The organism is Oceanicella actignis (assembly GCF_900111545.1).
GTDB lineage: Bacteria > Pseudomonadota > Alphaproteobacteria > Rhodobacterales > Rhodobacteraceae > Oceanicella > Oceanicella actignis.
Genome location: NZ_FOHL01000005.1, coordinates 16,860 through 39,814, shown reverse-complemented (window position 1 = coordinate 39,814; position 22,955 = coordinate 16,860). Strand labels below are relative to the sequence as shown.

At 70.7% G+C, this 22,955-nt stretch carries 20 protein-coding genes; 19 read left to right on the top strand and 1 reads right to left on the bottom strand.

Translation table 11 applies throughout. The features are described 5' to 3' along the window. Positions 1-50 precede the first annotated feature (50 nt). Positions 51-575 carry an arsenate reductase (azurin) small subunit gene (locus BMW67_RS09190; protein ID WP_072747251.1) on the top strand — a complete coding sequence of 175 codons (525 nt, stop codon included), beginning with the start codon at positions 51-53 and terminating at the stop codon, positions 573-575. A gap of 14 nt (positions 576-589) precedes the next feature. Then, positions 590-3,055, top strand: coding sequence for an arsenate reductase (azurin) large subunit (locus BMW67_RS09185; protein WP_072747250.1), 2,466 nt, complete (start codon positions 590-592; stop codon positions 3,053-3,055). A 500-nt stretch (positions 3,056-3,555) separates the two neighbouring features. On the opposite strand, the gene BMW67_RS09180 is transcribed toward BMW67_RS09185, so the two are convergent. Further along, positions 3,556-4,455 carry a LysR substrate-binding domain-containing protein gene (locus tag BMW67_RS09180; protein WP_072747249.1) on the bottom strand — a complete coding sequence of 300 codons (900 nt, stop codon included), beginning with the start codon at positions 4,453-4,455 and terminating at the stop codon, positions 3,556-3,558. A gap of 139 nt (positions 4,456-4,594) precedes the next feature. Between BMW67_RS09180 and BMW67_RS09175 the strand changes: the two genes are divergently transcribed. From BMW67_RS09175 to BMW67_RS09095, 17 genes are all read left to right on the top strand, one after another. Next, the gene (locus BMW67_RS09175) at positions 4,595-5,362 is read left to right on the top strand and encodes an ABC transporter ATP-binding protein (protein WP_072747248.1); all 768 of its coding nucleotides are present in this window, start codon (positions 4,595-4,597) and stop codon (positions 5,360-5,362) included. Between the two features lies 1 nt (position 5,363). After that, a complete protein-coding gene (locus tag BMW67_RS09170; RefSeq protein ID WP_072747247.1) occupies positions 5,364-6,074 on the top strand; it encodes an ABC transporter ATP-binding protein in 711 nt (236 codons plus the stop codon). A gap of 31 nt (positions 6,075-6,105) precedes the next feature. After that, positions 6,106-7,329: an ABC transporter substrate-binding protein gene (locus tag BMW67_RS09165; protein WP_245728501.1), complete on the top strand. Its 1,224-nt coding sequence runs from the start codon at positions 6,106-6,108 to the stop codon at positions 7,327-7,329. Positions 7,330-7,454: 125 nt separating this feature from the next. Beyond that, a complete protein-coding gene (locus BMW67_RS09160; protein ID WP_072747246.1) occupies positions 7,455-8,312 on the top strand; it encodes a branched-chain amino acid ABC transporter permease in 858 nt (285 codons plus the stop codon). Continuing rightward, positions 8,312-9,268 (top strand): branched-chain amino acid ABC transporter permease, encoded by a 957-nt coding sequence (locus tag BMW67_RS09155; protein WP_072747245.1) that lies wholly within the window; start codon positions 8,312-8,314, stop codon positions 9,266-9,268. Before BMW67_RS09160 ends, BMW67_RS09155 begins: the two co-directional genes overlap by 1 nt. Beyond that, entirely contained in the window at positions 9,265-10,434 is a 1,170-nt protein-coding gene (locus BMW67_RS09150; protein ID WP_072747244.1) for an acyl-CoA dehydrogenase family protein, read from the top strand. The genes BMW67_RS09155 and BMW67_RS09150 overlap by 4 nt, the downstream gene beginning before the upstream one ends. Before the next feature lie 3 nt (positions 10,435-10,437). Next, positions 10,438-11,454 carry a zinc-dependent alcohol dehydrogenase family protein gene (locus BMW67_RS09145; protein WP_072747243.1) on the top strand — a complete coding sequence of 339 codons (1,017 nt, stop codon included), beginning with the start codon at positions 10,438-10,440 and terminating at the stop codon, positions 11,452-11,454. Between the two features lie 3 nt (positions 11,455-11,457). After that, positions 11,458-13,005: an acyl-CoA synthetase gene (locus BMW67_RS09140; RefSeq protein ID WP_072747242.1), complete on the top strand. Its 1,548-nt coding sequence runs from the start codon at positions 11,458-11,460 to the stop codon at positions 13,003-13,005. 441 nt (positions 13,006-13,446) lie between these two features. Continuing rightward, positions 13,447-14,637 (top strand): MHYT domain-containing protein, encoded by a 1,191-nt coding sequence (locus BMW67_RS09135; protein WP_342707607.1) that lies wholly within the window; start codon positions 13,447-13,449, stop codon positions 14,635-14,637. Positions 14,638-14,781: 144 nt separating this feature from the next. Continuing rightward, positions 14,782-15,615: an FAD binding domain-containing protein gene (locus BMW67_RS09130; protein WP_072747241.1), complete on the top strand. Its 834-nt coding sequence runs from the start codon at positions 14,782-14,784 to the stop codon at positions 15,613-15,615. 11 nt (positions 15,616-15,626) lie between these two features. Next, the gene (locus tag BMW67_RS09125) at positions 15,627-16,121 is read left to right on the top strand and encodes a (2Fe-2S)-binding protein (protein WP_072747240.1); all 495 of its coding nucleotides are present in this window, start codon (positions 15,627-15,629) and stop codon (positions 16,119-16,121) included. After that, on the top strand, positions 16,118-18,538 hold the full coding sequence (locus tag BMW67_RS09120) for an aerobic carbon-monoxide dehydrogenase large subunit (protein WP_072747239.1): 2,421 nt from the start codon (positions 16,118-16,120) through the stop codon (positions 18,536-18,538). The genes BMW67_RS09125 and BMW67_RS09120 overlap by 4 nt, the downstream gene beginning before the upstream one ends. Positions 18,539-18,619: 81 nt before the next feature. Then, on the top strand, positions 18,620-19,486 hold the full coding sequence (locus BMW67_RS09115) for an AAA family ATPase (protein WP_072747238.1): 867 nt from the start codon (positions 18,620-18,622) through the stop codon (positions 19,484-19,486). Beyond that, entirely contained in the window at positions 19,486-20,667 is a 1,182-nt protein-coding gene (locus BMW67_RS09110) for a vWA domain-containing protein (protein WP_177174498.1), read from the top strand. Before BMW67_RS09115 ends, BMW67_RS09110 begins: the two co-directional genes overlap by 1 nt. Before the next feature lie 13 nt (positions 20,668-20,680). Continuing rightward, complete coding sequence (locus BMW67_RS09105; RefSeq protein WP_072747237.1) at positions 20,681-21,442, top strand: XdhC family protein; 762 nt, start codon at positions 20,681-20,683, stop codon at positions 21,440-21,442. 266 nt (positions 21,443-21,708) lie between these two features. Continuing rightward, positions 21,709-22,062 (top strand): CidA/LrgA family protein, encoded by a 354-nt coding sequence (locus BMW67_RS09100; protein ID WP_072747415.1) that lies wholly within the window; start codon positions 21,709-21,711, stop codon positions 22,060-22,062. After that, the gene (locus tag BMW67_RS09095) at positions 22,059-22,775 is read left to right on the top strand and encodes an LrgB family protein (RefSeq protein ID WP_072747236.1); all 717 of its coding nucleotides are present in this window, start codon (positions 22,059-22,061) and stop codon (positions 22,773-22,775) included. Before BMW67_RS09100 ends, BMW67_RS09095 begins: the two co-directional genes overlap by 4 nt. The last annotated feature ends 180 nt before the right edge of the window (positions 22,776-22,955 follow it).

The window sequence follows — 22,955 nt, the reverse complement described above, 5'->3', positions numbered from 1 at the left end:
GCCCCCTTTGCGATAGGCTTGCGGGACCGAAGCAATGGGAGGAACCCGCCATGAAGTGCAAACGTTTGGTCGATGTCGGCCGACGCCAGTTCCTGCGCGGCAGCATCGTCGGCGCGACCGGCGCCGCCGCCGCAACCGTTCTGCCCGCCAAGCAGGCTCAGGCGCGGTCTCTGGCGCGGATCGACTACCCGTCGAACCGGTTGGCCAACATCGCCGACCTGGCGGTCAACGAACCGATGGACATCGCCTATCCCGACCCCGACAGCCCGGGCGTGCTGCTCAAGCTCGGCCAGCCGGTCGAGGGCGGCGTGGGCCCCGACGGCGACATCGTCGCCTTCTCGGTGCTGTGCCCGCACAAGGGCTGGCCGATGACCTACAACGCCGAGGACAAGACCCTGAACTGCCCCGGCCATCACTCGCGCTTCGACTGCGAGGCGGGCGGCCAGCAGATCTGGGGCCACGCGACGCAGAACCTGCCGCAGTTCCTTCTGCGCGTGGACGACAAGGGCGACATCTACGCCGAGGGCGTCGACGAGCTGATCTACGGCCGCCTGTCCAACGTGCTCGAGTCGTAAGGGAGGTCAGAAGGATGGCTTACAAGAGACAAACCGACCGCCTGCCGATCATCCCCGCCGATGCGCAGGAATTCAACGTCGTCTGCCACTACTGCATCGTCGGCTGCGGCTACAAGGCCTACACCTGGCCGATCAACAAGCAGGGCGGCCCGGCGCCGCACGAGAACAAGTTCGGCGTCGATCTTGGCCGGCAGCAGGACATCGAGACCGAGGCGTGGTACGCGCCCTCGATGTACAACATCGTCAAGCAGAACGGCCGCGACGTGCATCTGGTGGTCAAGCCGGACTCCAACTGCGTGGTCAACTCGGGCCTCGGCTCGATCCGCGGCGCGCGCATGGCGGAAAACCGCCCCTCCAGGATCACCGGCTCGCAGCAGCAGCGCCTGACCGATCCGCTGGTGTGGCGCAACGGCACCTGGCAGCCCACCAGCTGGGACGATGCGCTCGATCTGGTGGCGCGCGTGACGGCGCGGGTGATCACCGAAGGTTCGGAGGACGACCTGGTGGTCTCGATGTTCGACCACGGCGGCAGCGCCGGCGGCTACGAGAACACCTGGGGCACGGGCAAGCTCTATTTCGGCGCGATGAAGGTCAAGAACGCGCGCATCCACAACCGCCCGGCCTACAATTCCGAGGTGCATTCGTCGCGCGACATGGGCGTGGACGAGCTGAACTACGCCTATGAGGACTACCAGCTGACCGACACGATCTTCATCGTCGGCGCCAACCCGATGGAGACGCAGACCAACCTGTTCCTCAACCACATGGTCAAGGGTCTGCAGAACGGCGCGAAGATGATCGTCGTCGATCCGCGCCGCTCGATCACCGTGGCCTCGGCCGAGCAATACGCCGGCAAGGAGAACGTCCTGCACCTGCCGATCAACGAGGGCACGGACCTTGCGCTGCTGAACGCGCTGTTCACCTACATCGCCGATCAGGGCTGGGTGGACCGCGAGTTCATCGAGAAGTCCACCTTCCGAGACGGCGTGGCCGTGCGCCAGAACGAGGCCTATCCCGCCAGCCTCGGCAGCTTCGAGCATGCGCTCGAGCAGGTGCGCATGTCGGTCGAGGAGGCGTCGAAGATCTGCGGCGTGCCGGCGGCCGACATCGTCAAGGCCGCCGAGTGGATCGCCAGGCCGCACGAGGACGGCAGCCGCCGCAAGTGCGTCACCGCCTATGAAAAGGGCGTGATCTGGGGCAACGACAACTACCGCACCGTCGGCGCGCTGGTGAACATCGCACTGGCCACCGGCAACATCGGGCGAGAAGGCGGCGGCGTCTGCCGTCTGGGCGGCCATCAGGAGGGGTATTTCCGCCCGTCCGACGCGCATGTGGGCCGACCGGCCGAGTATGTCGACCAGTTCCTCATCCGCGGACTGGGCGGCGTGCATCACATCTGGGCCTGCGACCACTACAAGACCACGCTCAACGCCAGCGAGTTCAAGCGCGTGCACAAGCGCCGCTCGGACATGGTCAAGGACGCGATCGACGCCGCCGCCGGCGGCACGCGCGAGCAGCTGGTCGACGCCATCGTCGCCGCCATCAACGCGGGCGGCCTGTTCGTGGTGGACGTGGACATCATCCACAGCCAGATCGGCCAGAACGCCCATGTCATCCTGCCCGCCTGCGAATCGAACGAGATGAACCTCACTTCGATGAACGGCGAGCGGCGGCTGCGCCTGTCCGAGAAATACATGGACCCGTATGGCAACTCGCGCCCCGACTGCCTGATCGCCGCGGGCATCGCCCAGCACATGGAGCGCGTGCTGCGCGAGATGGGGCACGACGCCTATGCCGACCAGTTCAAGGGCTTCGACTGGAAGACCGAGGAAGACGCCTTCATGGACGGCTACCACTCGGCCAACCCCGAGGTGACCTACGAGCGCCTGCGCGCCATGGGCACCAACGGCGTGCAGGAGCCCGTCGTGGGCTATGAGAACGGCCAGCTGGTGGGCACCAAGCGCCTCTACGCCGATGGCCGCTTCACCCGCCATGGGCGCGAGGACGGCAAGGCGCTGTTCTGCGCGGGCGCCTGGCGCGGCTGGCAGGCCCCCGGCAAGGCGCGCGAAAAGGCGAGCCATCGCTTCTGGATCAACAACGTGCGCGCCAACATCTTCTGGCAGAACCAGTTCCTGGATCAGGACAACGAGTTCATCCAGGATCGCTACCCGCACCCGTTCGTCGAGATGCATCCCGACGACATGGTCGAGCTGGGCATCAACCCCGGCGACCTGATCGAGATCGTCAACGAGAACGGCGTGACGCAGGGCATGGCCTATCCGATGCCCACGCTCAAGCGCAACACGGTGGCGATGGTGTTCGGCTCGCCCGCGGGCAGCCAGGGCAACGTCGTCAACCCCGGCGTGAACGAGCTGGTCCTGCCGGACTACAAGCACACCTGGGGCGACATCCGCAAGATCTCGGACGCCACGCCCGAGACGCGCGCGATCTCGTTCAAATCGCACGAAGCGGTCCTGTAAGACCGCCGGAAAGAACGGTCATGGCGGGCGGCGCCCGCCATGACCCCTTCGCCTTTGCGCCGCGCCGGACGAAGCGCCCCGGCAGCAATGCCCGACGCCCCGCGCCGCCCGGGCCGACGCGCGGCCCCGCCCCTGCCCCGCCAAACGATCCGCAACCGCGGCCCGGCGCGCGACGCCCCCTCGTGACTTGCGGCGCCCGAGGCCGGCGCATTCGCCCCGCGCCGCAGGGCCTTGTGCGCCGACGGCATCGGGCCGGCCATGGCCCGAGAGCGCGCGCCGCCGCAAGGCGGCGAAGGCGATCGCGCGACGCGCCCGCGCCCGCGCCGCCCGGTCAACGCCCGGTCAACGCCCAGTCAACGCCGCTCAACGCCAGTCGCCGCCCAGTCGCCGTCCAGTCGCCGCCCGGCAGCCCCCGGGCGCCGCCGGCGTCGGCCGACGCCGCGCGCCCGCGGCCGGGTCCGCCGCGCGCGGCTCGGGCCCGCGCGGGCGCGCCGCCCGGCTCACGCCTCGGCGGGCGCCTCGCGGCACTGCGCGTCGAGCCAGTCGCGAAAGGCCCGGGTCGCCTCGGACGGCGCCACCGATCGGGGCATGATGACGTGATAGGCGAAGCTCGTCTCGAAGCTGCGCCCGAAGGGATTGACCAGCGCGCCGCTGCGGATCTCGGGCGCGACCAGCCAGGCGGCGAACAGCGACACGCCAAGCCCGTTGATGGTCGAGCTGAGCTGGAAGTGGCGATCCTCGAGCATCATCTGGGGCTGGTCGGGCGACAGCCGCAACCCCCGACCGGCGAACCACTCGTCCCACATCCGGGTGTCGTCGACATGCAGCAGCGTGCACGCCGCCAGATCCTCGGGGCGCGAGATCGGGTGACGGGCAAGGTAGTCGGGACTGCACACCACCGCCAACCGCTCGGGCCACAGGCGGCGGACGTGAAAGCCCTTCCAGGCGCCGCGCCCCCACTGGAAGCCGATGTCGGCGAAGCTTTCGGGCGCGGCCATGCGCGCGAAGCTGTTGTTGTGGTTCTGGATCGACAGGTTGAGATCGGGCCTGGCCTCGAGCAGCGCCCCGATCCGCGACGAGAACCAGCGGCTTGCGAACATCGGCAGCAGCGCCACGCGCACGGTGCGCGGGCGCTCGGTCAGCCGCTCGATGCCGGTGCGGATGATCTCGAGCCCGCGGGCGACATGCCGCGCAAGCTCGTCGCCGGCCTCGGTCGGCTCGAGCCCGCTCGGGGTGCGGCGGAACAGGGGCGCGCCGATCTCGTCTTCCAATTTCTTTATGTGGTAGCTCACCGCGCTTTGCGTGATGTTCAGAGCGCGCGCCGCGCGGGTCACGTTCCGCGCCGCAAAAGCCGCCTCAAACACCTGAAATGATTTCAGATTTCTGATCGTGCGGCCCATGCCGCCATCCTCCGGCGCAGCGATCCCTGCACCGGATTTTATCGAAAAATTCGATGACCCGTAAGAATATTTCAATTTTTCGCGCCGCCCGCCCTTGGCTAGGCTTCATTCATCGCAGGGGCGCGCGAGGGAGGATGCGATGACCGCTCCGGTGCTGGAGGTCAAGGGGCTGAGCAAGTCGTTCGGGGGCGTGAAGGCGATCCGCGATCTGTCCTTTCAGGTCCATCCGCACGACATTCTCGGGCTGATCGGGCCGAACGGCTCGGGCAAGTCGACCACGGTCAACACGCTGGCCGGCGTCCACGCCGCCAGCGCGGGCGAGATCGTGCTGGACGGCGCCCATGTCCAGACCCTGCCCGAATACGAGCGCGTCGCGCTGGGCCTGGCGCGCACGTTCCAGACCGCGCGGCTGTTTCCCGAGTTCACGGTGCGCGAGCAGATCGCGCTGGGCGCGCAGGTCACGCGGCGCTCGCACCCGCTGTCGTCGGTCTTCGCCTTCGGCCGCCGCTCGGCCGAGGACGAGGCGGTCGCGGCCCATGTAGAGGAGCTTCTCGACATGACCGGCCTGCGCCCGGTCGCCGAGACGAAGACGGGCGCCATCTCGTCGGCGCAGCAGCGCTTCCTGATGATCGCCATGGCGCTGGCCGCGCGGCCCAAGGTCGTGCTGCTCGACGAACCCGCCGCCGGACTGGTCGCGCATGAGCGCAAGGAGCTGGGCCGGCTGATCCGCGAGATCCGGGATTCGGGCGTCGCGGTGCTGGTGATCGAGCATCACATGGGCCTGATCATGGAGATATGCACCCGCATCGTGGTGCTGAACTTCGGCGCCAAGATCGCCGAGGGCGCGCCCGAGGAAATCCGCAACGACAAGGCGGTGATCGACGCCTATCTGGGCGAGGCGGCCTGAGATGGACGCGCTGTTGAGCATCCGCGACCTGCGCGTCGCCTATGGCGGCGTCGAGGTGGTGCATGGCGTCAGCCTCGAGGTGCGAGAGGGCGAATGCGTGGCGCTGATCGGCGCCAACGGCGCGGGCAAGTCCTCGACGCTCAGGGCGATCTGCGGGCTCGTTCCGGCGCGCGCCGGCTCGATCCGCTTCGACGGGCGCGAGATCGCCAACGCCCCCGGCCACCGGATCGTGCGCGCCGGCATCACCATGTGCCCCGAGGGCCGGCAGGTGTTTCCGCAGATGACCACGCTGCAGAACCTGCGCATGGGGGCCTATGCGCGCAGCGACGACGAGCAGGCGCGCGACCTCGAGGCGATGATGGACATGTTCCCGATCCTGCGCGAGCGCGCGCACCAGCCGGCGGGAACGCTGTCGGGCGGCGAGCAGGAGATGCTGGCCATCGCGCGGGCGCTGATGGCGCGGCCCAGGCTGTGCATCTTCGACGAGCCCTCGCTGGGGCTTGCGCCAAGGATCGTGGCCGAGGTGGGCGAGACCATCGCCCGCATCAAGGCCATGGGCAAGACCATCCTGCTGGTCGAGCAGAACTCTTCGATGGCGCTGCGGCTGGCCGACCGCGCCTACCTGTTCGAAGCCGGCGAGATCGTCCTGTCGGGCTCCGGCGAGGAGCTCCAGGCCCACCCCGAGGTGGCGCGCGCCTATCTCGGGCACTGAAAACGACAAAGACGTCAAGGGAGGAAAGACGATGATGAGGAAACTGACGCTGGCCGCCGCCGCGCTGGCCGGCGCGATCGCCGGGCCGCTGGGCGGCTCGTCGGCCGCGGCGGCGGAAAGAACGCTCAGGATCGGGGTGAGCGACGCCCTGACCGGCGGCGCCTCGGTCTACGGCCTGCCGCAGGCCAACGCCATCAAGATGGCCGCCGACGAGATCAACGCCGCCGGCGGCGTCAAGGTCGGCGGCGACAGCTACATGCTGGACGTCATCGCCTATGACGACAAGGGCAACCCGACCGAGGCCACCAACGCGGTGCGCAAGCTCATCGATTTCGACGAGGTGAAATACATTCTCGGCTTCTGCTGCTCGGGCGCCGCCAGCGCCGTGGCCTCGTTCATCGCCGACGAGGACGCGGTGATGCTGGTGGGCAACGCCGCCGAGCGCTCGATCACCGCGCGCGGGATCCCGAACCTTGTGCGCACCCGTCCGCCGGCCGACTACACCGGCGCCGCGGCGGGCGCCTTCGTGGGCAAGCGCGGGCACAAGCGGGTCGCCGTTCTGGGCGCGCTCGACGTCGGCTTCTACGCGCTTTACGTCGACGCCTTCGAGAAGGAGCTGAACAAGGCCGGCGGCCAGATCATCGCCCGCGAATCCTTCGGCCTGAAGGATCGCGACATGACCCCGCAGCTGACCAAGATCCGCGAGATGAACCCCGACGCGCTTTTGGTGGTGGGCTATGTGGAACCGGCCGCCTTCATCTACCGCCAGTCGGTCGAGCTGGGCATGGACATCCCGCGCTACGGCTTCACCTCGGGCAGCGAGGAGCAGTTCCTGCGCGTCGCCACCTCCGAGCAGATGGAGGGCGTGTGGGATCTGCGTCCGACCGAGCTGACGCTGCAATCGGCCACCGAGACGGGGCTGGCCTATCACCGCAACTACACCGAGCGGTATGGGATGCCCCCCTCGCCCAGCTCGCCCTATGCGTATGACAACGTCTATGCGCTCAAGCACGCGATCGAGGCGGCCGGCACGGTCGATGACACGCGCGCCGTGGCCCGCGCCCTGCGCGAGCTGGCGCCGCCGCCCGAAGCGGTGATGCAGTATCTGCCCGTGGACGGCAAGATGTTCGACCGCAACGGCCAGGCCTACACCGCCAACGGCGCCTTCCAGTGGCGCGGCGGCAAGTGGGTCTATGTCGAGGAGCTGCCCTCGGACGCCAAGGCCTATTCCGAGTTCCTCGCCAGTCTTCGCTGACATGGCCGCCGGACGCGGCGCGCGCGCCGCGTCCTTCCCGCCCCGGCCTTCCCTCCACCGTCGGCCGCCCCGGCGCGGCGCCCCCGGCGCCCGCAGCGAAAGCCGCGGCGAAAGGTTCCGCCAACATGATCGAACTTGTGCAACAGATCCTCAACGGTCTTGCCATCGGCGGCGTCTATGTGCTGGTGGCGCTGGGACTGACCACCGTCTTCGGCATCCTCGGCATCGCGCATTTCGCGCATGGCTCGGTGTCGATGTTCGGCGGCTACCTGACCTGGTTCCTGGCCGTCTCGGCGGGCCTGCCGCTGCTTGCGGCGATCGCCGCGGCGATGGCGGTCGGCTTCGTCCTGGGCGTGGCGATCGAGCTTCTGGCCTATCGGCCGGTGCGCAGCGCCAGCCACATCAACGCCTTCATCGTGGCGCTGGGGCTGACGATGATGGTCGAGGGGCTGAACCTTCAGCTCTTCGGCCATGAACAGGTGGTGATCCCCACCGGGCTGAGCCGCGTCTTCGAGATCGGCGGCGTGACCATTCCCGAGCTGCGTCTTTACGTGATCCTGGCCGCGGCAGCGCTGATCGCGTCGATGACGCTGTTCGTCGAGCGCACCAAGACCGGGCAGGCGATCCGGGCGGTGGCCGAGAACCGCGAGGCGGCGATCCTGATGGGGGTCAACGTTCAGGCCATTCCGCTGATCGTGTTCGGCATCTCGACCACGCTGGGCGTGTGCGCGGGGGTCATGGTCGGCTCGCTCTTCGCCATCGCGCCGGGCATCGGCGAATGGCTGGTGGTCAAGGGCTTCGCGGTGCTGATCCTGGGCGGGCTGGGCTCGATCCCGGGAGCGGTGATCGGGGGCATGGTGCTGGGCGTGACCGAGGCGCTGGCGGCGGGCTTCGTCTCGTCTGCCTACAAGGACCTGATCGCCTTCGCGGTGATGATCGCGGTGCTGCTGATGCGCCCGCAGGGACTGATGGGGAAGGCGTGATGCAGTTTCGTCCCGCATATCTGGCGCTGGCCGCGGCGGCGGTCGGGCTCGTGCTGCTGCCGCAGATCATCGGCGCCAAGTATTACCTGCACCTGTCCATCCTGGCGCTGATCTGGACGATCGCGGCGCAGGGTCAGAACCTGATCCAGGGTCATGCCGGCTACGTCTCGATCGTGCAGGCGGGCTTCATGGGCATCGGCGCCTACGGAACGACGCTTCTGGGCATGCATTTCGCGCTGCCGGTGTGGCTGACCATGCTGCTGGCGCCCTTCGTCACCGCCCTGTTCGCGCTGGCGGCGGGCTATCCCAGCCTGCGCGTCAAGGGGCACTACTTCGCCATCGTCACGCTGGCATACAACCTGGTCATCTTCATCGTGCTGACGAACTGGACCAGCCTGACCCATGGCGAGGCGGGCATCACCGGCATCCCCAAGCCCGGCGGCCCCGACGGATGGTTCGACTTCCGCGACCGGGCGACCTTCTATTACCTGACGCTGATCCTGGCCGGCGCGATGACGGGCCTGGCGTGGCTGATCGCGCGCTCGCGCATCGGGCAGACGCTGCGGGCGATCCGCCAGAACGAGGATCTGGTCGGAGCGATCGGCATCCCGGCCTGGAAATACAAGCTTTTCGCCTTCGTCGCCGCCGCCGCCTTCGCCGGGCTGGCGGGGGCCGTCTACGCCCATTACCAAAGCTTCATCAATCCCGAGGTCTTCGGCCTTGCGCAGTCGCTGGACGCCATCCTGGCGGTGATCGTGGGCGGCTCGGGCACCATCGCGGGACCGTTCATCGGCGCCTTCTTCGTGGTCTTCCTGCCCGAATACCTGCGCTTCGCCGACGCCTTCCGGCTGATCATCTACGGGCTGGCGCTGATCCTGGCGACGATCTTCATGCCGCGCGGCATCGTCGGCGTCGCGAGCGATCTGTGGGCCCGCATCCGGCGGGGGCGCGAATGAGCGCCGCGGCGGACGAGGCGCTGCTGACGCGCGCCGCGCGCCTGGCCGACGAGCGCGTGGCGCCGGCGGCGCCCGGCTGGTCCATGGGCGCCGAGCCCGACCCGGCGCTGTTCGCCGAGGCCGGGCGCGCGGGGCTGTTCGGGGTCGAGATCCCGCGCGCCGAGGGCGGGCTCGGGCTTTCCTTCAAGGTCAAGGCGGCGCTGGCCGAACGCCTTGCGCGGGTCGATTTCGGCTTCGCCATGTCGGTGATCAACACCCACAATGTCGGCCTGCGCCTGGCGGCGAGCGCGCCCGAGGCGCTGCGCCGGCGCTGGCTGCCCGAGCTTCTGGCCGGGCGGCTGCACGCCTGCACCGCGCTGACCGAGCCGGGCGCGGGCTCGGACCTGGCGGCGATGCGCACGGTGGCGACGCGCGAGGGCGCGCATTGGCGGCTCGACGGCGAGAAGAGCTGGATCGTGAACGCCCGCCGAGCGGGGCTGGCGATCGTGTTCGCGCAATGCGGCGCGCCCGGCGACGTGGCCGGGATCGGCGCCTTCGCCGTCGATCTCGCGGCCGAGGGCGCGCGCCGCCGCGCCATCGACGCGCCCTTCGCGCTGACCAGCATCGGCGCCGGCGCCATCGCGCTGACGGGCGTGCGCGTGCCCGAGGATCACCTGCTGCTGCCGCCGGGCGCGGCCTTCGGCGCCATCATGAACGAGATCAACGGCGCGCGCGCCTATGTGGCGGCGATGTGCTGCGGGATGCTGGCCGAGGCGCTTGATCGCGCCGCCGCCCACGGGGCCGCGCGCCGCGTCTTCGGCAAGCCGCTGCGCGCGCACCCGGCCTGGGCGGCCGAGCTTGCGCGCGCCGCCGCCGCGCTCGAGGCGGCGCGGGCGCTGACCGCGCGCGCCGTCGAGGCGGTCGCGGCCGGGCGCGATGCGCAGCTTGTCGCGGCCGAGGCCAAGATCGTCGCGGTCGAGACCTGCCAGCGCGCGCTGCCCGAGCTGCTGCACGCCATGGGGGCGAAGGGGCTCGAGGCCGACCAGCCGTTCTCGCGCCACCTGGCCGCGACGCAGATGGCGGGCCTGGCCGATGGCGCGACATGGCTTCTGCGCGCGCGCGCGGCGCGGCTCAGACTGCGCGAGGCGCCCGCGCGCGCCGCCGCAACGGAACAGGACGAGGGCTGAGGCATGAAGGTTTTCCAGATCGAGGGCGATTGGGGCATCGGCAATCTGCGCCTGGCCGAGCGGCCGGCCCCCCGGCCCGGGCCGACCGAGGTGCTGATCCGCATGCGCATGGCCGCGCTCAACGCGCGCGACCTGATCGTGCCCGAACGCGGCTATGGCCGGGCGACGGGCGAGCTGCCGCTGATTCCGGTCTCGGACGGGGTGGGCGAGGTCGTCGAGGTGGGCGAGCGGGTCGAGCGCGTGCGCGTGGGCGACCGCGTCTGCCCGACCTATTTCCAGAACTGGATCGCCGGCGAGCCGACCCCCGAGCGCCTGGCCTCGGCGCTTGGCGGGCCGCTCGACGGGGTGATGGCCGAGCTCGTCTGCCTGTCGCAGGAGGGCGTGGTGCGCGCGCCCGACAATCTGTCCGACGCCGAGGCCGCGACGCTGCCCTGCGCCGGGCTGACCGCCTGGAGCGCCATCGTCACCCTGGGCCGCGTCGCGGCGGGGCGCAAGGTGCTGATCCAGGGCACGGGCGGGGTGGCCCTGTTCGCGCTGGCCTTCGCCAAGGCGCAGGGCGCGCATGTCACCGTGATCTCGTCCAGCGACGAGAAGCTGGCCCGCGTGCGCGAGATGGGCGCCGACGCCGTCCTCAATTACCGCGACGCGCCCGACTGGGCCCGCGCCAGCCGCGAGATCGCCGCCGACCGCGGCGGCTTCGACCTGATCGTCGAGCTGGGCGGCGCCGCGACGCTGCCGCTGTCGCTGCGCGCGGTGCGTCCGGGCGGAACCATCGCCATGATCGGCGTGCTGTCGGGGCTGACGGCCGAAACCTCGCTCGGGCCGATCGTGGCGCGGCAGATCCGCCTGCAGGGGGTGACGGTGGGCCATCGCGACGGGTTCGAGGCGATGCTGCGCGCCGTCGCGCAGCACGACATCCACCCGGTCCTGGGCGAGGTCTTCGCCTTCGAGGATTTCCCCGCCGCGCTCGCGCATCTGCGCGAGAAGGACCGCTTCGGCAAGACGCTGATCCGTTTCTGAGCCATGCCCGACACCGCTCCCGCCCCGTTTCACATTCGCCGCCACGCGCAGGCGACCCCGGACAAGACGGCGTTCCGCATCTGCGCCACCGGCGAGGAGGTGAGCTTCGCCGCCCTCGAGGCGCGCGCCAACCAGGGCGCGCATCTGCTGCGCCGGCGCGCAATCGGGGTGGGCGATCACATCGCCATCCTGATGGAGAACCGGCGCGAGTTTCTCGAAACCTGCTTCGCCGCCGACCGCGCCGGGGTCTACTACACCACCATCAGCACCCACCTGACGCCCGCCGAGATCGCCTACATCCTGCGCGACTGCGGCGCCCGGCTGCTGATCGGATCGACCGCGCTTGCGCCGCTGATCGAGGCGCTGCGCCCCCAGATGGCGGGCCTGCCGCTTCTGCTCGCCGGCGAGGGGGCCGCCGAGGGCGAAAGCCTGGCCGCCGCGCTGGCCGCCATGCCCGACACGCCCATCGCCGACGAGCGCCAGGGGCTCGACATGCTCTATTCCTCGGGCACCACCGGGCGGCCCAAGGGCATCAAGTGGCCGTTGCCCGACGCGCCGCCCGGCCGGCGCGACATGCTGATCGACCTGCTGACGGGACTGTTCGGCTATGGCCCCGAGACGCGCTACCTCAACCCCGCGCCGCTCTATCACGCCGCGCCGCTGCGCCATTCGATGGTCGCCATCAAGGCCGGCGGCAGCGTCTTCGTGATGGACCGCTTCGACCCCGAAGAGGCGCTGCGCCTGATCGAGGCCCACCGCATCACCCACAGCCAGTGGGTGCCGACCATGTTCGTGCGGATGCTCAAGCTGCCGCCCGAAACACGGGCGCGATACGACCTTTCCTCGATGCGCATGGCGGTGCATGCCGCGGCGCCCTGCCCGATCGAGGTCAAGCGGCGCATGATCGAATGGTGGGGCCCGATCATCCACGAATACTATTCGGGCACCGAGAACAACGGCTTCACCGCCATCGACAGCGCCGAGTGGCTCGCCCATCCCGGATCGGTCGGGCGCGCGCGGCTGGGCGTGATCCACATCTGCGACGAAACCGGGCGCGAGCTGCCGGTCGGCGCCGAGGGCGAGGTCTATTTCGAAAGCGGCCAGCCCTTTTCCTATCACAACGACCCCGAGAAGACCGCCGCCAGCCGCAACGCGCAGGGCTGGACGACGCTGGGCGACATCGGGCGGCTGGACGAGGAGGGCTACCTGTACCTCACCGACCGCAAGTCGTTCGTCATCATCTCGGGCGGGGTGAACATCTATCCGCAAGAGATCGAGGATGCGCTGGTCGGCCACCCGGCGGTGATGGACGTCGCCGTCTTCGGCGTGCCGAACGAGGAATTCGGCGAAGAGGTCAAGGCGGTGGTGCAGCCCGCGCCGGGCCACGCGCCGACGCCGGAGCTGGCCGAGGAGCTGATGGACTGGTGCCGGGCCCGTCTGTCGCGGATCAAGCGCCCGCGCAGCATCGAGTTTCGCGAGCGCCTGCCGCGCACGCCCACGGGCAAGCTCTACAAGCGCCTTCTGCGCGACGAATACCTGCGGCGCGGCTGAGCGCGGGGCGGCGCCCGCGATGGCGCGCCCCGGCAAGGCCGCGCGTCGAGCGCCGATCGCCGGGCGGCGTCCGGGCGGCGTCGAGGATCGCGCGGGCTTGCCGACGCGCCGCGCAGCCCCCTTCGTGCCGCGCGGACCCCGGCGCGCCTCGCGGCCCCCGGCGCCGCCCCGGCGATCGCCCCCGCCGCCGGGCACCGCCGCGCGGCAATCGCCGCCCCCGCCCCGGCGCCGCCGCGCGAAGGGCGCCGCCCGTGCGCCCGTCAGCCCCCGCCACGCCTCGCGCCGCGCGACGGGCGCCGGCCTTGCGCCCGTCAGCGGCAGCCATCCGCCGCCGGGCGCCGGAGCCCTGACGGCCGCCTGTTCGGAGCGATCGCGCGCGACCCGCGCCGCGGCGGGGGCCTCCTCCGCGCCGGGCTTGCGCTGCGCGCGCGGCGCAGTAGCATGCAGGCCATGCTGGAGGTAAGCCACAACGGTTGGCTCGTCATCGCCGCCTTCGCCGTGGCGCTCATGGCCGGATTCACCGGCCTTTCGCTGACCCGGGGCGCCTCGGCGCTGCCGCCGGGACGGCGCAAGCTGGTTGTGGCGCTTGCCTCGGCGATTCTGGGCGGCGGCATCTGGTCGATGCATTTCGTCGCCATGCTGGGGCTGCAGCTGCCCATCCTGTTCTACTACGACGCGCTGGTCACGCTGATCTCGGCGCTGGTGGCTATCCTGGTCGTCGGGGTGGCGCTGCTGATGCTGCATTTCCTGCCGCGCACGCCGCGGGTGATCCTGGGCGCGGGGGCGCTGGTCGGCCTTGGCATCGTCGCGATGCACTTCATCGGCATGGAGGCGATGCGCATCTGCCGCGCGGTCTACGATGCGTGGGACGTGGCGCTTTCCTCGGCCGTCTCGGTCGCGCTGTCGGCGGCGGCGATCGCGGTCGCCTATGGCGCGCGCACGCAGCGCAACATCCTGCTCGGCGCCGTGTGCTTCGCGGCGGCGGTGGCGACGATGCACTTCGCCGCGATGTCGCTGACCGATTTCGCGGCGACGGGCAAGGCCGCCGCGGCCGGCCCGGCGCTGTCGAACGAGGCGCTGGCGATGGGCGTGACCCTGGCGGTCTTCGTGATCTGCGGCGGCTTCGTGCTGACCGGGGTCAGCTTTTTCGAGCCCCGAACGCAGAGCGCAGCCCCAGCCGAAAGCGCCGCCCCCGCCGCGCAGCCGGGGCAAGCCGGGCAAGCCGCCCCCATCGCCGCGCCCCCCGCGCCCGAGGACGAGCCGCCCGCGCCCGCCGCGGACCCGCCCCCGCCCCCGATCCTGCCCGGCGTTCCCTACGAGCGCGAGGGGCGGACCCTGTTCGCCCCGCGCGAGCGCATCGCCGCGGTGCGCGCCGAGGGCCACTACACCATCCTCTACATGGACGGCGAAAAGCTGTTCTGCCCCTGGTCCATCGCCGAGGCCGAGGCGCGCCTGAAGCCCTCGGGCTTTCTGCGCGCCCATCGCAGCTATCTCATCAACCCCGCCCATGTGACCCGTTTCGAGCGGACGCGCGACAAGGGGTTGTGCCATCTGGGGGGCGCGCCGGGGCTTGAACGCGTGCCGGTCAGCCGCTCGCGCCTGCCGATCGTGCGCGAGGCGCTCGGGGTCTGATCCGCAGCTCGTGCGCGCATTGCGCAACTCGTGCAGCCATCCGCGCAGCCCGTTCGGCCGCCATTGAGCGCGGCGCCGCCTGCGCGCTGGACTCTCGGGCATCGAGTCGCCGCACGGGGCGGCCGATCCAGGGAGGACACGAACATGATACCAGCCGGGTTCGAGTATCACCGGCCGACGGATGTGGCGTCGGCGGTCGCCATCCTCGGCCGGCACGGCGACGAGGCGCGCGTGCTGGCCGGCGGGCACAGCCTGATCCCGATGATGAAGCTCAGAATGGCCGCGCCCGCCCATCTCGTCGACCTGCGGGGCATCGCCGAGCTCGGGCGGATCGAGATCGGCGACGACGCCGTCGTCATCGGCGCCATGGTCGCCCAGCACGATCTGATCGCCCATGAGGGGCTGGCGCAGGCCCTGCCGATCATCCGCGAGGCGGCGCTGCAGATCGCCGACCCGCAGGTGCGCAGCATGGGCACGATCGGCGGCAACCTCGCCAACGGCGATCCGGGCAACGACATGCCCGGGCTGATGCAGTGCCTCGACGCGCGCTTCGCGCTGGTCGGCCCCGGCGGCGAGCGCGAGGTCGCGGCGCGCGAGTTCTACGAGTCGGCCTACTTCACCGCGCGCGAGGACGACGAGATCCTGACCCGCGTCATCGTTCCGCGCCCGCCGGCCGGCGCGGGCTGGGCCTATGAGAAGATCAAGCGCAAGATCGGCGACTACGCCACCGCCGCCGCCGCGGTGATGCTGGGCGAGGGCTTCGCCTCGGTCGCCATGACCAACCTCGCCGACACGCCCGTCTGGTGCGAAGCGGCGGGCCGGGCGCTGGCCGCCGGCGACGTCGAGGGCTGCGTCGCCGCCATGCTCGAGGCCATCGACCCCGCCGAGGACAACCGCGGCCCGGTCGCGTTCAAGAAACATGCCGCCGCCGCGGCGCTGCGCCGGGCGATCGCGCGCGCGCAGGCGCGCCGCGCCTGAGGGAGGACCAGATGTCGAAGATGCACGTCAAGCTCAAGGTCAACGGCCGCCAGGTCGAGGGCCTTGCCGAGCCGCGGATGCTGCTCGTCCACTTCCTGCGCGAAGAGCTCGGGATCACCGGCCCTCATATCGGCTGCGAGACCAGCCATTGCGGCGCCTGCACGGTCGACATGGACGGCCGCTCGGTCAAGTCCTGCACCGTCTTCGTCGCCCAGGCCGACGGCGCCGAGATCGTCACGGTCGAGGGGCTGACCAACCCCGACGGCTCGCTCGGCGTCATCCAGGAGAAGTTCCGCGAGCATCACGGCCTGCAATGCGGCTTCTGCACGCCGGGCATGATCACGCGCGCGCACAGGCTCTTGCAGGAGAACCCGAACCCGACCGAAGAGGAGGTCCGCTTCGGCATCGCCGGCAATCTGTGCCGCTGCACCGGATATCAGAACATCGTCAAGGCGATCATGGCGGCGGCGGCCGAGCTCAACGCCGCGAAGGAGGCCGCGCAATGACCGACCAGACCATGACCCCCGAAGAACGCGCCGCCAGCCTCGAAGGCATGGGCTGCCGGCGCAAGCGCGTCGAGGACGTGCGCTTCACCCAGGGCAAGGGCAATTACGTCGACGACGTCAAGCTGCCCGGAATGCTGTTCGGCGCCTTCGTGCGCTCGCCCTACGCCCATGCGCGCGTCAAGAGCATCGACGCCGAGGCGGCCAAGGCCCTGCCCGGCGTGGTCGCGGTGCTGACCGCCGCGGATCTGGCCCCGCTCGGGCTGCACTGGATGCCCACGCTGGCCGGCGACAAGCAGATGGTGCTGGCCGACGGCAAGGTGCTGTTCCAGGGGCAGGAGGTGGCCTTCGTCGTCGCCGAGGACCGCTACCTCGCCGCCGACGCCGTCGAGCTGGTCGAGGTCGAATACGAGGAGCTTCCCGTCGTCACCGACCCGTTCAAGGCGCTCGAGCCCGACGCGCCCGTGCTGCGCGAGGACATCAAGGACCAGAAGGAAGGCGCCCACGGCCCGCGCAGGCACCACAACCACATCTTCACCTGGGAGCAGGGCGACCGCGACGCGACCGAGAAGGTGCTGGCCGAGGCGGACGTGACGGTCGAGGAGATGATCCACTACCACCGCACGCACCCCTGCCCGCTCGAGACCTGCGGCTGCGTCGCCTCGATGGACAAGGCGACGGGCAAGCTCACCGTCTGGGGCACCTTCCAGGCGCCGCATGCGATCCGCACGGTGGTGTCGCTGATCTCGGGCATCGCCGAGCACAACATCCGCATCATCTCGCCCGACATCGGCGGCGGCTTCGGCAACAAGGTGGGCGCCTATCCGGGCTATGTGTGCTCGGTCGTGGCCTCGATCGTCACCGGCCGGCCGGTGAAGTGGATCGAGAACCGGATGGAAAACCTCATGTCCACCGCCTTCGCCCGCGACTACTGGATGAAGGGCAGGATCGCGGCCACGAAAGACGGCCGCATCACCGGGCTGTGGTGCCATGTGACGGCCGATCACGGCGGCTTCGACGCCTGCGCCGATCCGACCAAATTCCCCGCCGGCTTCTTCAACATCTGCACCGGCAGCTACGACATCCCGACGGCCTATCTTTGCGTGGACGGCGTCTACACCAACAAGGCGCCGGGGGGCGTCGCCTATCGCTGCTCGTTCCGCGTCACCGAGGCGGCCTATTTCATCGAGCGCATGGTCGAGCTGCTGGCGATCGAGCTGAACATGGACGCCGCCGAGCTCAGGCGCATCAACTTCATCCGCAAGGAACAGTTCCCCTATGCGTCCGCGCTGGGCTGGGAGTATGACTCGGGCGACTATCACACGGCCTGGGACAAGGCGCTCAAGGCCGTCGACTACGAGTGGCTCCGGCGCGAGCAGGCCCGGCGCATCGAGGACTTCAAGGCCGGCCGGACGCGCAAGCTGCTGGGCATCGGCCTGTCGCATTTCACCGAGATCGTCGGCGCCGGACCGGTCAAGAACTGCGACATTCTCGGCCTTGGCATGTTCGACAGCTGCGAGATCCGCATCCACCCCACCGGCAGCGCCATCGCCCGGCTCGGGACGATCAGCCAAGGACAGGGGCACGCCACGACCTTCGCGCAGATCCTGGCCAGCGAGCTTGGCATCCCCGCCTCGGACATCACGGTCGAGGAAGGCGACACCGACACCGCCCCCTACGGGCTGGGGACCTACGGCTCGCGCTCGACGCCGGTCGCGGGGGCGGCCACGGCCATGGCCGCGCGCAAGATCCGCGCCAAGGCGCAGATGATCGCGGCCTGGCTGCTCGAGGTGCATGACGACGACCTCGAATGGGACGTGGACCGCTTCGTGGTGAAGGGCGCGCCCGAGCGCTTCAAGACCATGAAGGAGATCGCCTTCGCCGCCTACAACCAGGCCATTCCTGGGCTCGAGCCGGGGCTCGAGGCGGTCAGCTACTACGACCCGCCCAACATGACCTACCCCTTCGGGGCCTATGTCTGCGTCATGGAGATCGACGTGGACACGGGCGAGTGGAAGGTGCGCCAGTTCTACGCGCTCGACGACTGCGGCACGCGGATCAATCCCATGATCATCGAGGGGCAGGTGCATGGCGGCCTTACCGAGGCGCTGGCCATCGCCATGGGGCAGGAGATCGCCTATGATGAAATGGGCAACGTGAAGACCGGCACCTTGATGGACTTCTTCATCCCCACCGCGTGGGAGACGCCCAACTACGTCACCGATCACACGGTCACGCCCTCGCCCCATCACCCGATCGGCGCCAAGGGCGTGGGCGAAAGCCCCAATGTCGGCGGGGTTCCGGCCTTCTCGAACGCGGTGCACGACGCCTTCCGCGCCTTCGGGCTGCGCCAGGCGCACATGCCGCACGACCACTGGCGCATCTGGCGCATCGCCGAAAACCTCGGGCTGCACGGCTGATCCCGGCCCGCCGGCCCGGCGCCCGCGCGCCGGGCCGATCCGCCCCGGCGCGCCGCGCAAGGGCAATGGAGGACGACGCAAGTGAGCATCGCGACGCTTCAGACGGCGCTGGCCCGCCAGGGCTACGTCGCCGACGACCGGCTGGCCATGGCGCTGCACCTGGCGCAAAGCCTTGGCCGGCCGCTGCTTCTGGAAGGCCCCGCCGGGGTGGGCAAGACCGAGGTCGCCCGCGCCATGGCCGGGGCGATGGAGACGGAGCTGATCCGGCTTCAGTGCTACGAGGGGCTCGACGCCAGCCACGCCATCTACGAATGGAACTACCAGCGCCAGCTTCTGGCCATCCGCGCCGCCGAAGCGCGCGGCGGTCTCGACGAAGCGGCGCTGTTCTCGGAGGCGTATCTGATGCGCCGCCCCCTGCTCGAGGCCATCAGCCGCGAGAAGCCCCCCGTTCTGCTCATCGACGAGATCGACCGCGCCGACGAGGAATTCGAGGCCTATCTGCTCGAGATCCTCTCCGACTTCCAGATCACCATTCCCGAGATCGGCCCGATCCGCGCCCGCTCGCGGCCCCTGGCGATCCTGACCGCCAACGGCACGCGCGATTTGTCGGACGCGCTGCGCCGGCGCTGCCTTTACACCTTCATCGACTACCCCGACCGCGAGACCGAGCTGGCCATCCTGCGCGCGCGCATGCCGGACATCGAGGCCGGGCTGGCCCGCCAGATCGTCGGCGTGGTGCAGGCGCTGCGGCGCGAAGAGCTGGAAAAGACCCCCGGCGTCGCCGAGATGCTCGACTGGGCCGCAGCCCTTGCGGGGCTTGGCGTCAACGACCTTGCCCGCGCGCGCGAAGAGGTCCAGGCCACCCTCGTCTGCCTGCTCAAGACCGCCGCCGACGCGACCGCCGCCCCGCCCGAGGTGATGGACCGCCTGATCGGAAAGGTGGCCTGATGCGCGCCACCCGCTTTCCCGCCCGCGCCGAGGGAATCGCCGACCGCATGGCCGGCTTCATCGCCCATCTGCGCATGAACGGGCTGTCGCTCGGCCCGCGCGAGACCATCGACGCGCTGGCCGCGCTCGCGGCCATCGAGGCGACCGACGCGGCCCAGGCGCGCATGGCGCTGGCCGCGCTTCTGGCCGGCGACGCCGAGGAATGGCGCCAGTTCGACCAGCTGTTCGACGCCTACTGGTTCAACGACGGGCGCGCCCGCACGCGCCACGCCCCCGCGCCGCGCCCGCGCGCGCAAGCCGCGCGGCCGAAGCTGTGGCAGCCCCATTTCGAGCAGCGCCAGGACGACGGCGCCGGCGCCGAGCCGGACGAGGCCGACGGCGGCGCGGGCGACGCGCAGGGCGCCGAGGGGCGCCTCGTCGCCACGCGCGCGCAGAACCTTCTGCGCCGCGACCTGCGCGAACTGATGGACGAGGAAAGCCTGGCCCGCGCCGAGGCCGCCGCCCTGGCCCTGGCCCGCGCGATCCGCGACCGGCTGTCGCGCCGCCGCAGGGCCGCCGCGCGGGGTCAGGCGCTGGACATGCGGCGGATCATGCGCAAGAGCCTCGCGCGCGGCGGCGAGCCGCTGGAGCTGCACCGCCGCGCCCGCCCGCCCCGACCCATGCGGATCGTGGCGCTGCTGGACGTTTCCGGCTCGATGAGCGTGCATGCCCGCGTCTTTCTGGCCTTTCTGCGCGGGCTTGTGGGCGCGGCCGACGCCGACGCCTATCTTTTCCACACGCGGCTGATGCGCGTCACCGACGCCCTGCGCGATCACGACACGCTGCGCGCGGCGTCGCGGCTTTCGCTCATGGCCGAGGGCTTCGGCGGCGGCACCGACATTTCCGGCTGTCTCGAGCGCTTCATGCAGGGCCACGGCGCCCGGGCGCTGGGCCGCCGCACGCTGGTGATGATCGTCTCGGACGGCTACTGCACCTCGCCGCCCGAACGCCTCGGCGCGGCGATGGCGCAGCTCAGGCGCAAGGCGCGCCGCGTGGTCTGGCTCAACCCGCTGGGCGGCTGGCGCGAGCACGCCCCCGCAGCGCGCGCCATGGCCGCCGCCCGCCCGCATCTCGATGCCGCGCTGCCCGCCAACACGCTCGAGGCGCTGGCCGCGCTGGAAGACGAATTCTCGCGGCTGTGAGAGGGAGGACCCCATGCCCCGCCAGGACATCTTCGACGAGATCATGGCGCTGCGCCGCAAGGGCGCGCCGTTTTGCGTGGCGACGGTGCTGCGCACCGCCGACGCCACTTCGGCCAAGGCCGGCGCCAAGGCCGCCGTCACCGCCGAGGGCGCGATCATCGGCCATCTCGGCGGCGCCTGCGTGCAGCGCGCGGTCCGCGCCGCCGCGGCCGAGGCGCTTGAGCGCGGCGCGCCCAGGGTGATCCGCGTCAAACCCTCGGACAAGGTCGTGGGCCTGGCCGATCCCGACGGCGTGCAGACCTTCAAGAGCGGCTGCCCCTCGGGCGGGACGGTGGACATTCTCATCGAGCCCTGGCGGCTGCCGCCGCGCCTCGTCGTGTTCGGCGACGGGCCGATCGCCGCCGCCCTGCGCGAGCACGCGGCGCTTGCGGGCCTGCGCGCCCTGGGCGGCGAGGCGATCGGCGAGGCCGAGGCGGGCGATTTCGTCGTGGTCGCGACCCAGGGCGCGGGCGACGGCGACGCGCTCAGGGCCGCGCTGGAAAGCCCGGCGGCCCATGTCTCGATGGTGGCGAGCCGGCGAAAGGCCAGGGCGCTGTGCGACAAGCTTGCCGCCGCCGGCATGGAGCGCGCGCGCCTCGAGCGGCTCAAGTCGCCCGCGGGCCTCGACATCGGGGCGGTCGATCCGCACGAGATCGCCGTCTCGATCCTTGCCGAGGTCATCGCCTGGCGCAACGCCGCGGGAAAGGCCGCGGCGCGCGGCGAACGCACGGCCTGACCAGGCGCCGCGCAGGCGCCCGACACGACCGCGCCCGTCCTCGCGCAGCCGGCGCCGAAGATCCGACGGCCTTCGGCCTTGAGCGCCCCGCGCCGCCGAAGAAAACGAAAGCCGGATGCGGCTCCCGCCTCGCCGACGCGCGCTGGGGCGCCCATGCCGGCGTCAAGGCTGACGCGGCGCACGCCGCCATTGAAGTCGTCCGCGGCCGGCGCGATACTGCCGCGGGATCGGAATTTCCGTCGAAAGGCCTGGTCTTGGCGCCGCGCATGCTGTCAGCTCTGAGCCTGCTTCTGACCTGTCAATTGGCGGGAGAGCTGGTCACGCGCGGCGCCGGTCTGCCGCTGCCGGGGCCCGTCGTCGGCCTGGCCATGCTGTTGGCCTTGCTGGTCGCGAGGCCTTCGCTGATCGAAACGATTCGGCCGACGGCGGCGATCATTCTTGCGAACCTGTCGCTGTTCTTCGTGCCGGCCGGCGTCGGCGTCGTGGCCAATCTCGACGTTCTGTCGGCGGACTGGCCGGCGATCCTGGCGGTTCTGGCGCTCTCGACCGTGCTTGCGATGCTGGCCGCGGTCGGCGCATTCCTGGCCGCGCTGCGGCTTTTGCGGCGAGACGAGGCATGAGCGGCTCGCCCGCCTTGTGGAGCTACCTGGCCGCGGCGCCGCTGACCTGGCTCACGGTCACGCTTCTTGCCTTTCTGGGCGCTTCGATCCTGTCCCGCGCCCTGCGCCATTCGCCCCTGGCGAACCCCGTGCTCGTCTCGGTGTGCATCATCGCCACGGTTCTGTGGCTTGGCGGAACCGACTACGACAGCTATTTCGAGGGCGCGCAGTTCATCCACTTTCTGCTCGGCCCCGCCACGGTCGCGCTGGCGGCGCCGCTTTTCGACAATCGCGGCACGATCCGCCGCCTCGCGGCGCCGATCCTGCTGGCGCTGATCGTGGGCTCGTCGGTCGCGGTCCTTTCCGCGGTTGCGCTCGCGCAGGCGTTCGGCCTGCCCGAGCCGGTCATCCTGTCGCTGAGCCCCAAATCCACCACCGCCCCGGTTGCGATCGGCATATCCGAGGCGGTGGGCGGCATTCCCGGCCTGACGGCTGTCCTGGTCATCCTGACGGGGGTCATCGGGGCCGTGATCGTCACGCCGCTGATGAACCTGCTGCGCATACGCGACTGGCGGGCGCGCGGATTCGCCGTCGGCGTGGCCGCGCACGGGATCGGCACGGCGCGCGCGTTCCAGGTCAACGAAACGGCCGGGGCCTATGCCGGCGTCGGCATGGCGTTGAATGCGTTGCTGACCAGCCTGCTCGTGCCGCTTTTCGTGTCGTGGCTCATCTGAAACGGTCGCGCGACCACGGCCAGCGCCGCACCGACATGGGCCAGCGACATGGGCCAGCCCGCCCGCGCCTTGCGCCGCCCCGCCGCTTGCGCAAGCGCGCGCAAGATGCGCCGCAGGAAATCCGCGCCGGCTGCCCCGCATCGCCTTGCGCGGCGACGGGCATCGCCCAGCGCCCCGGTC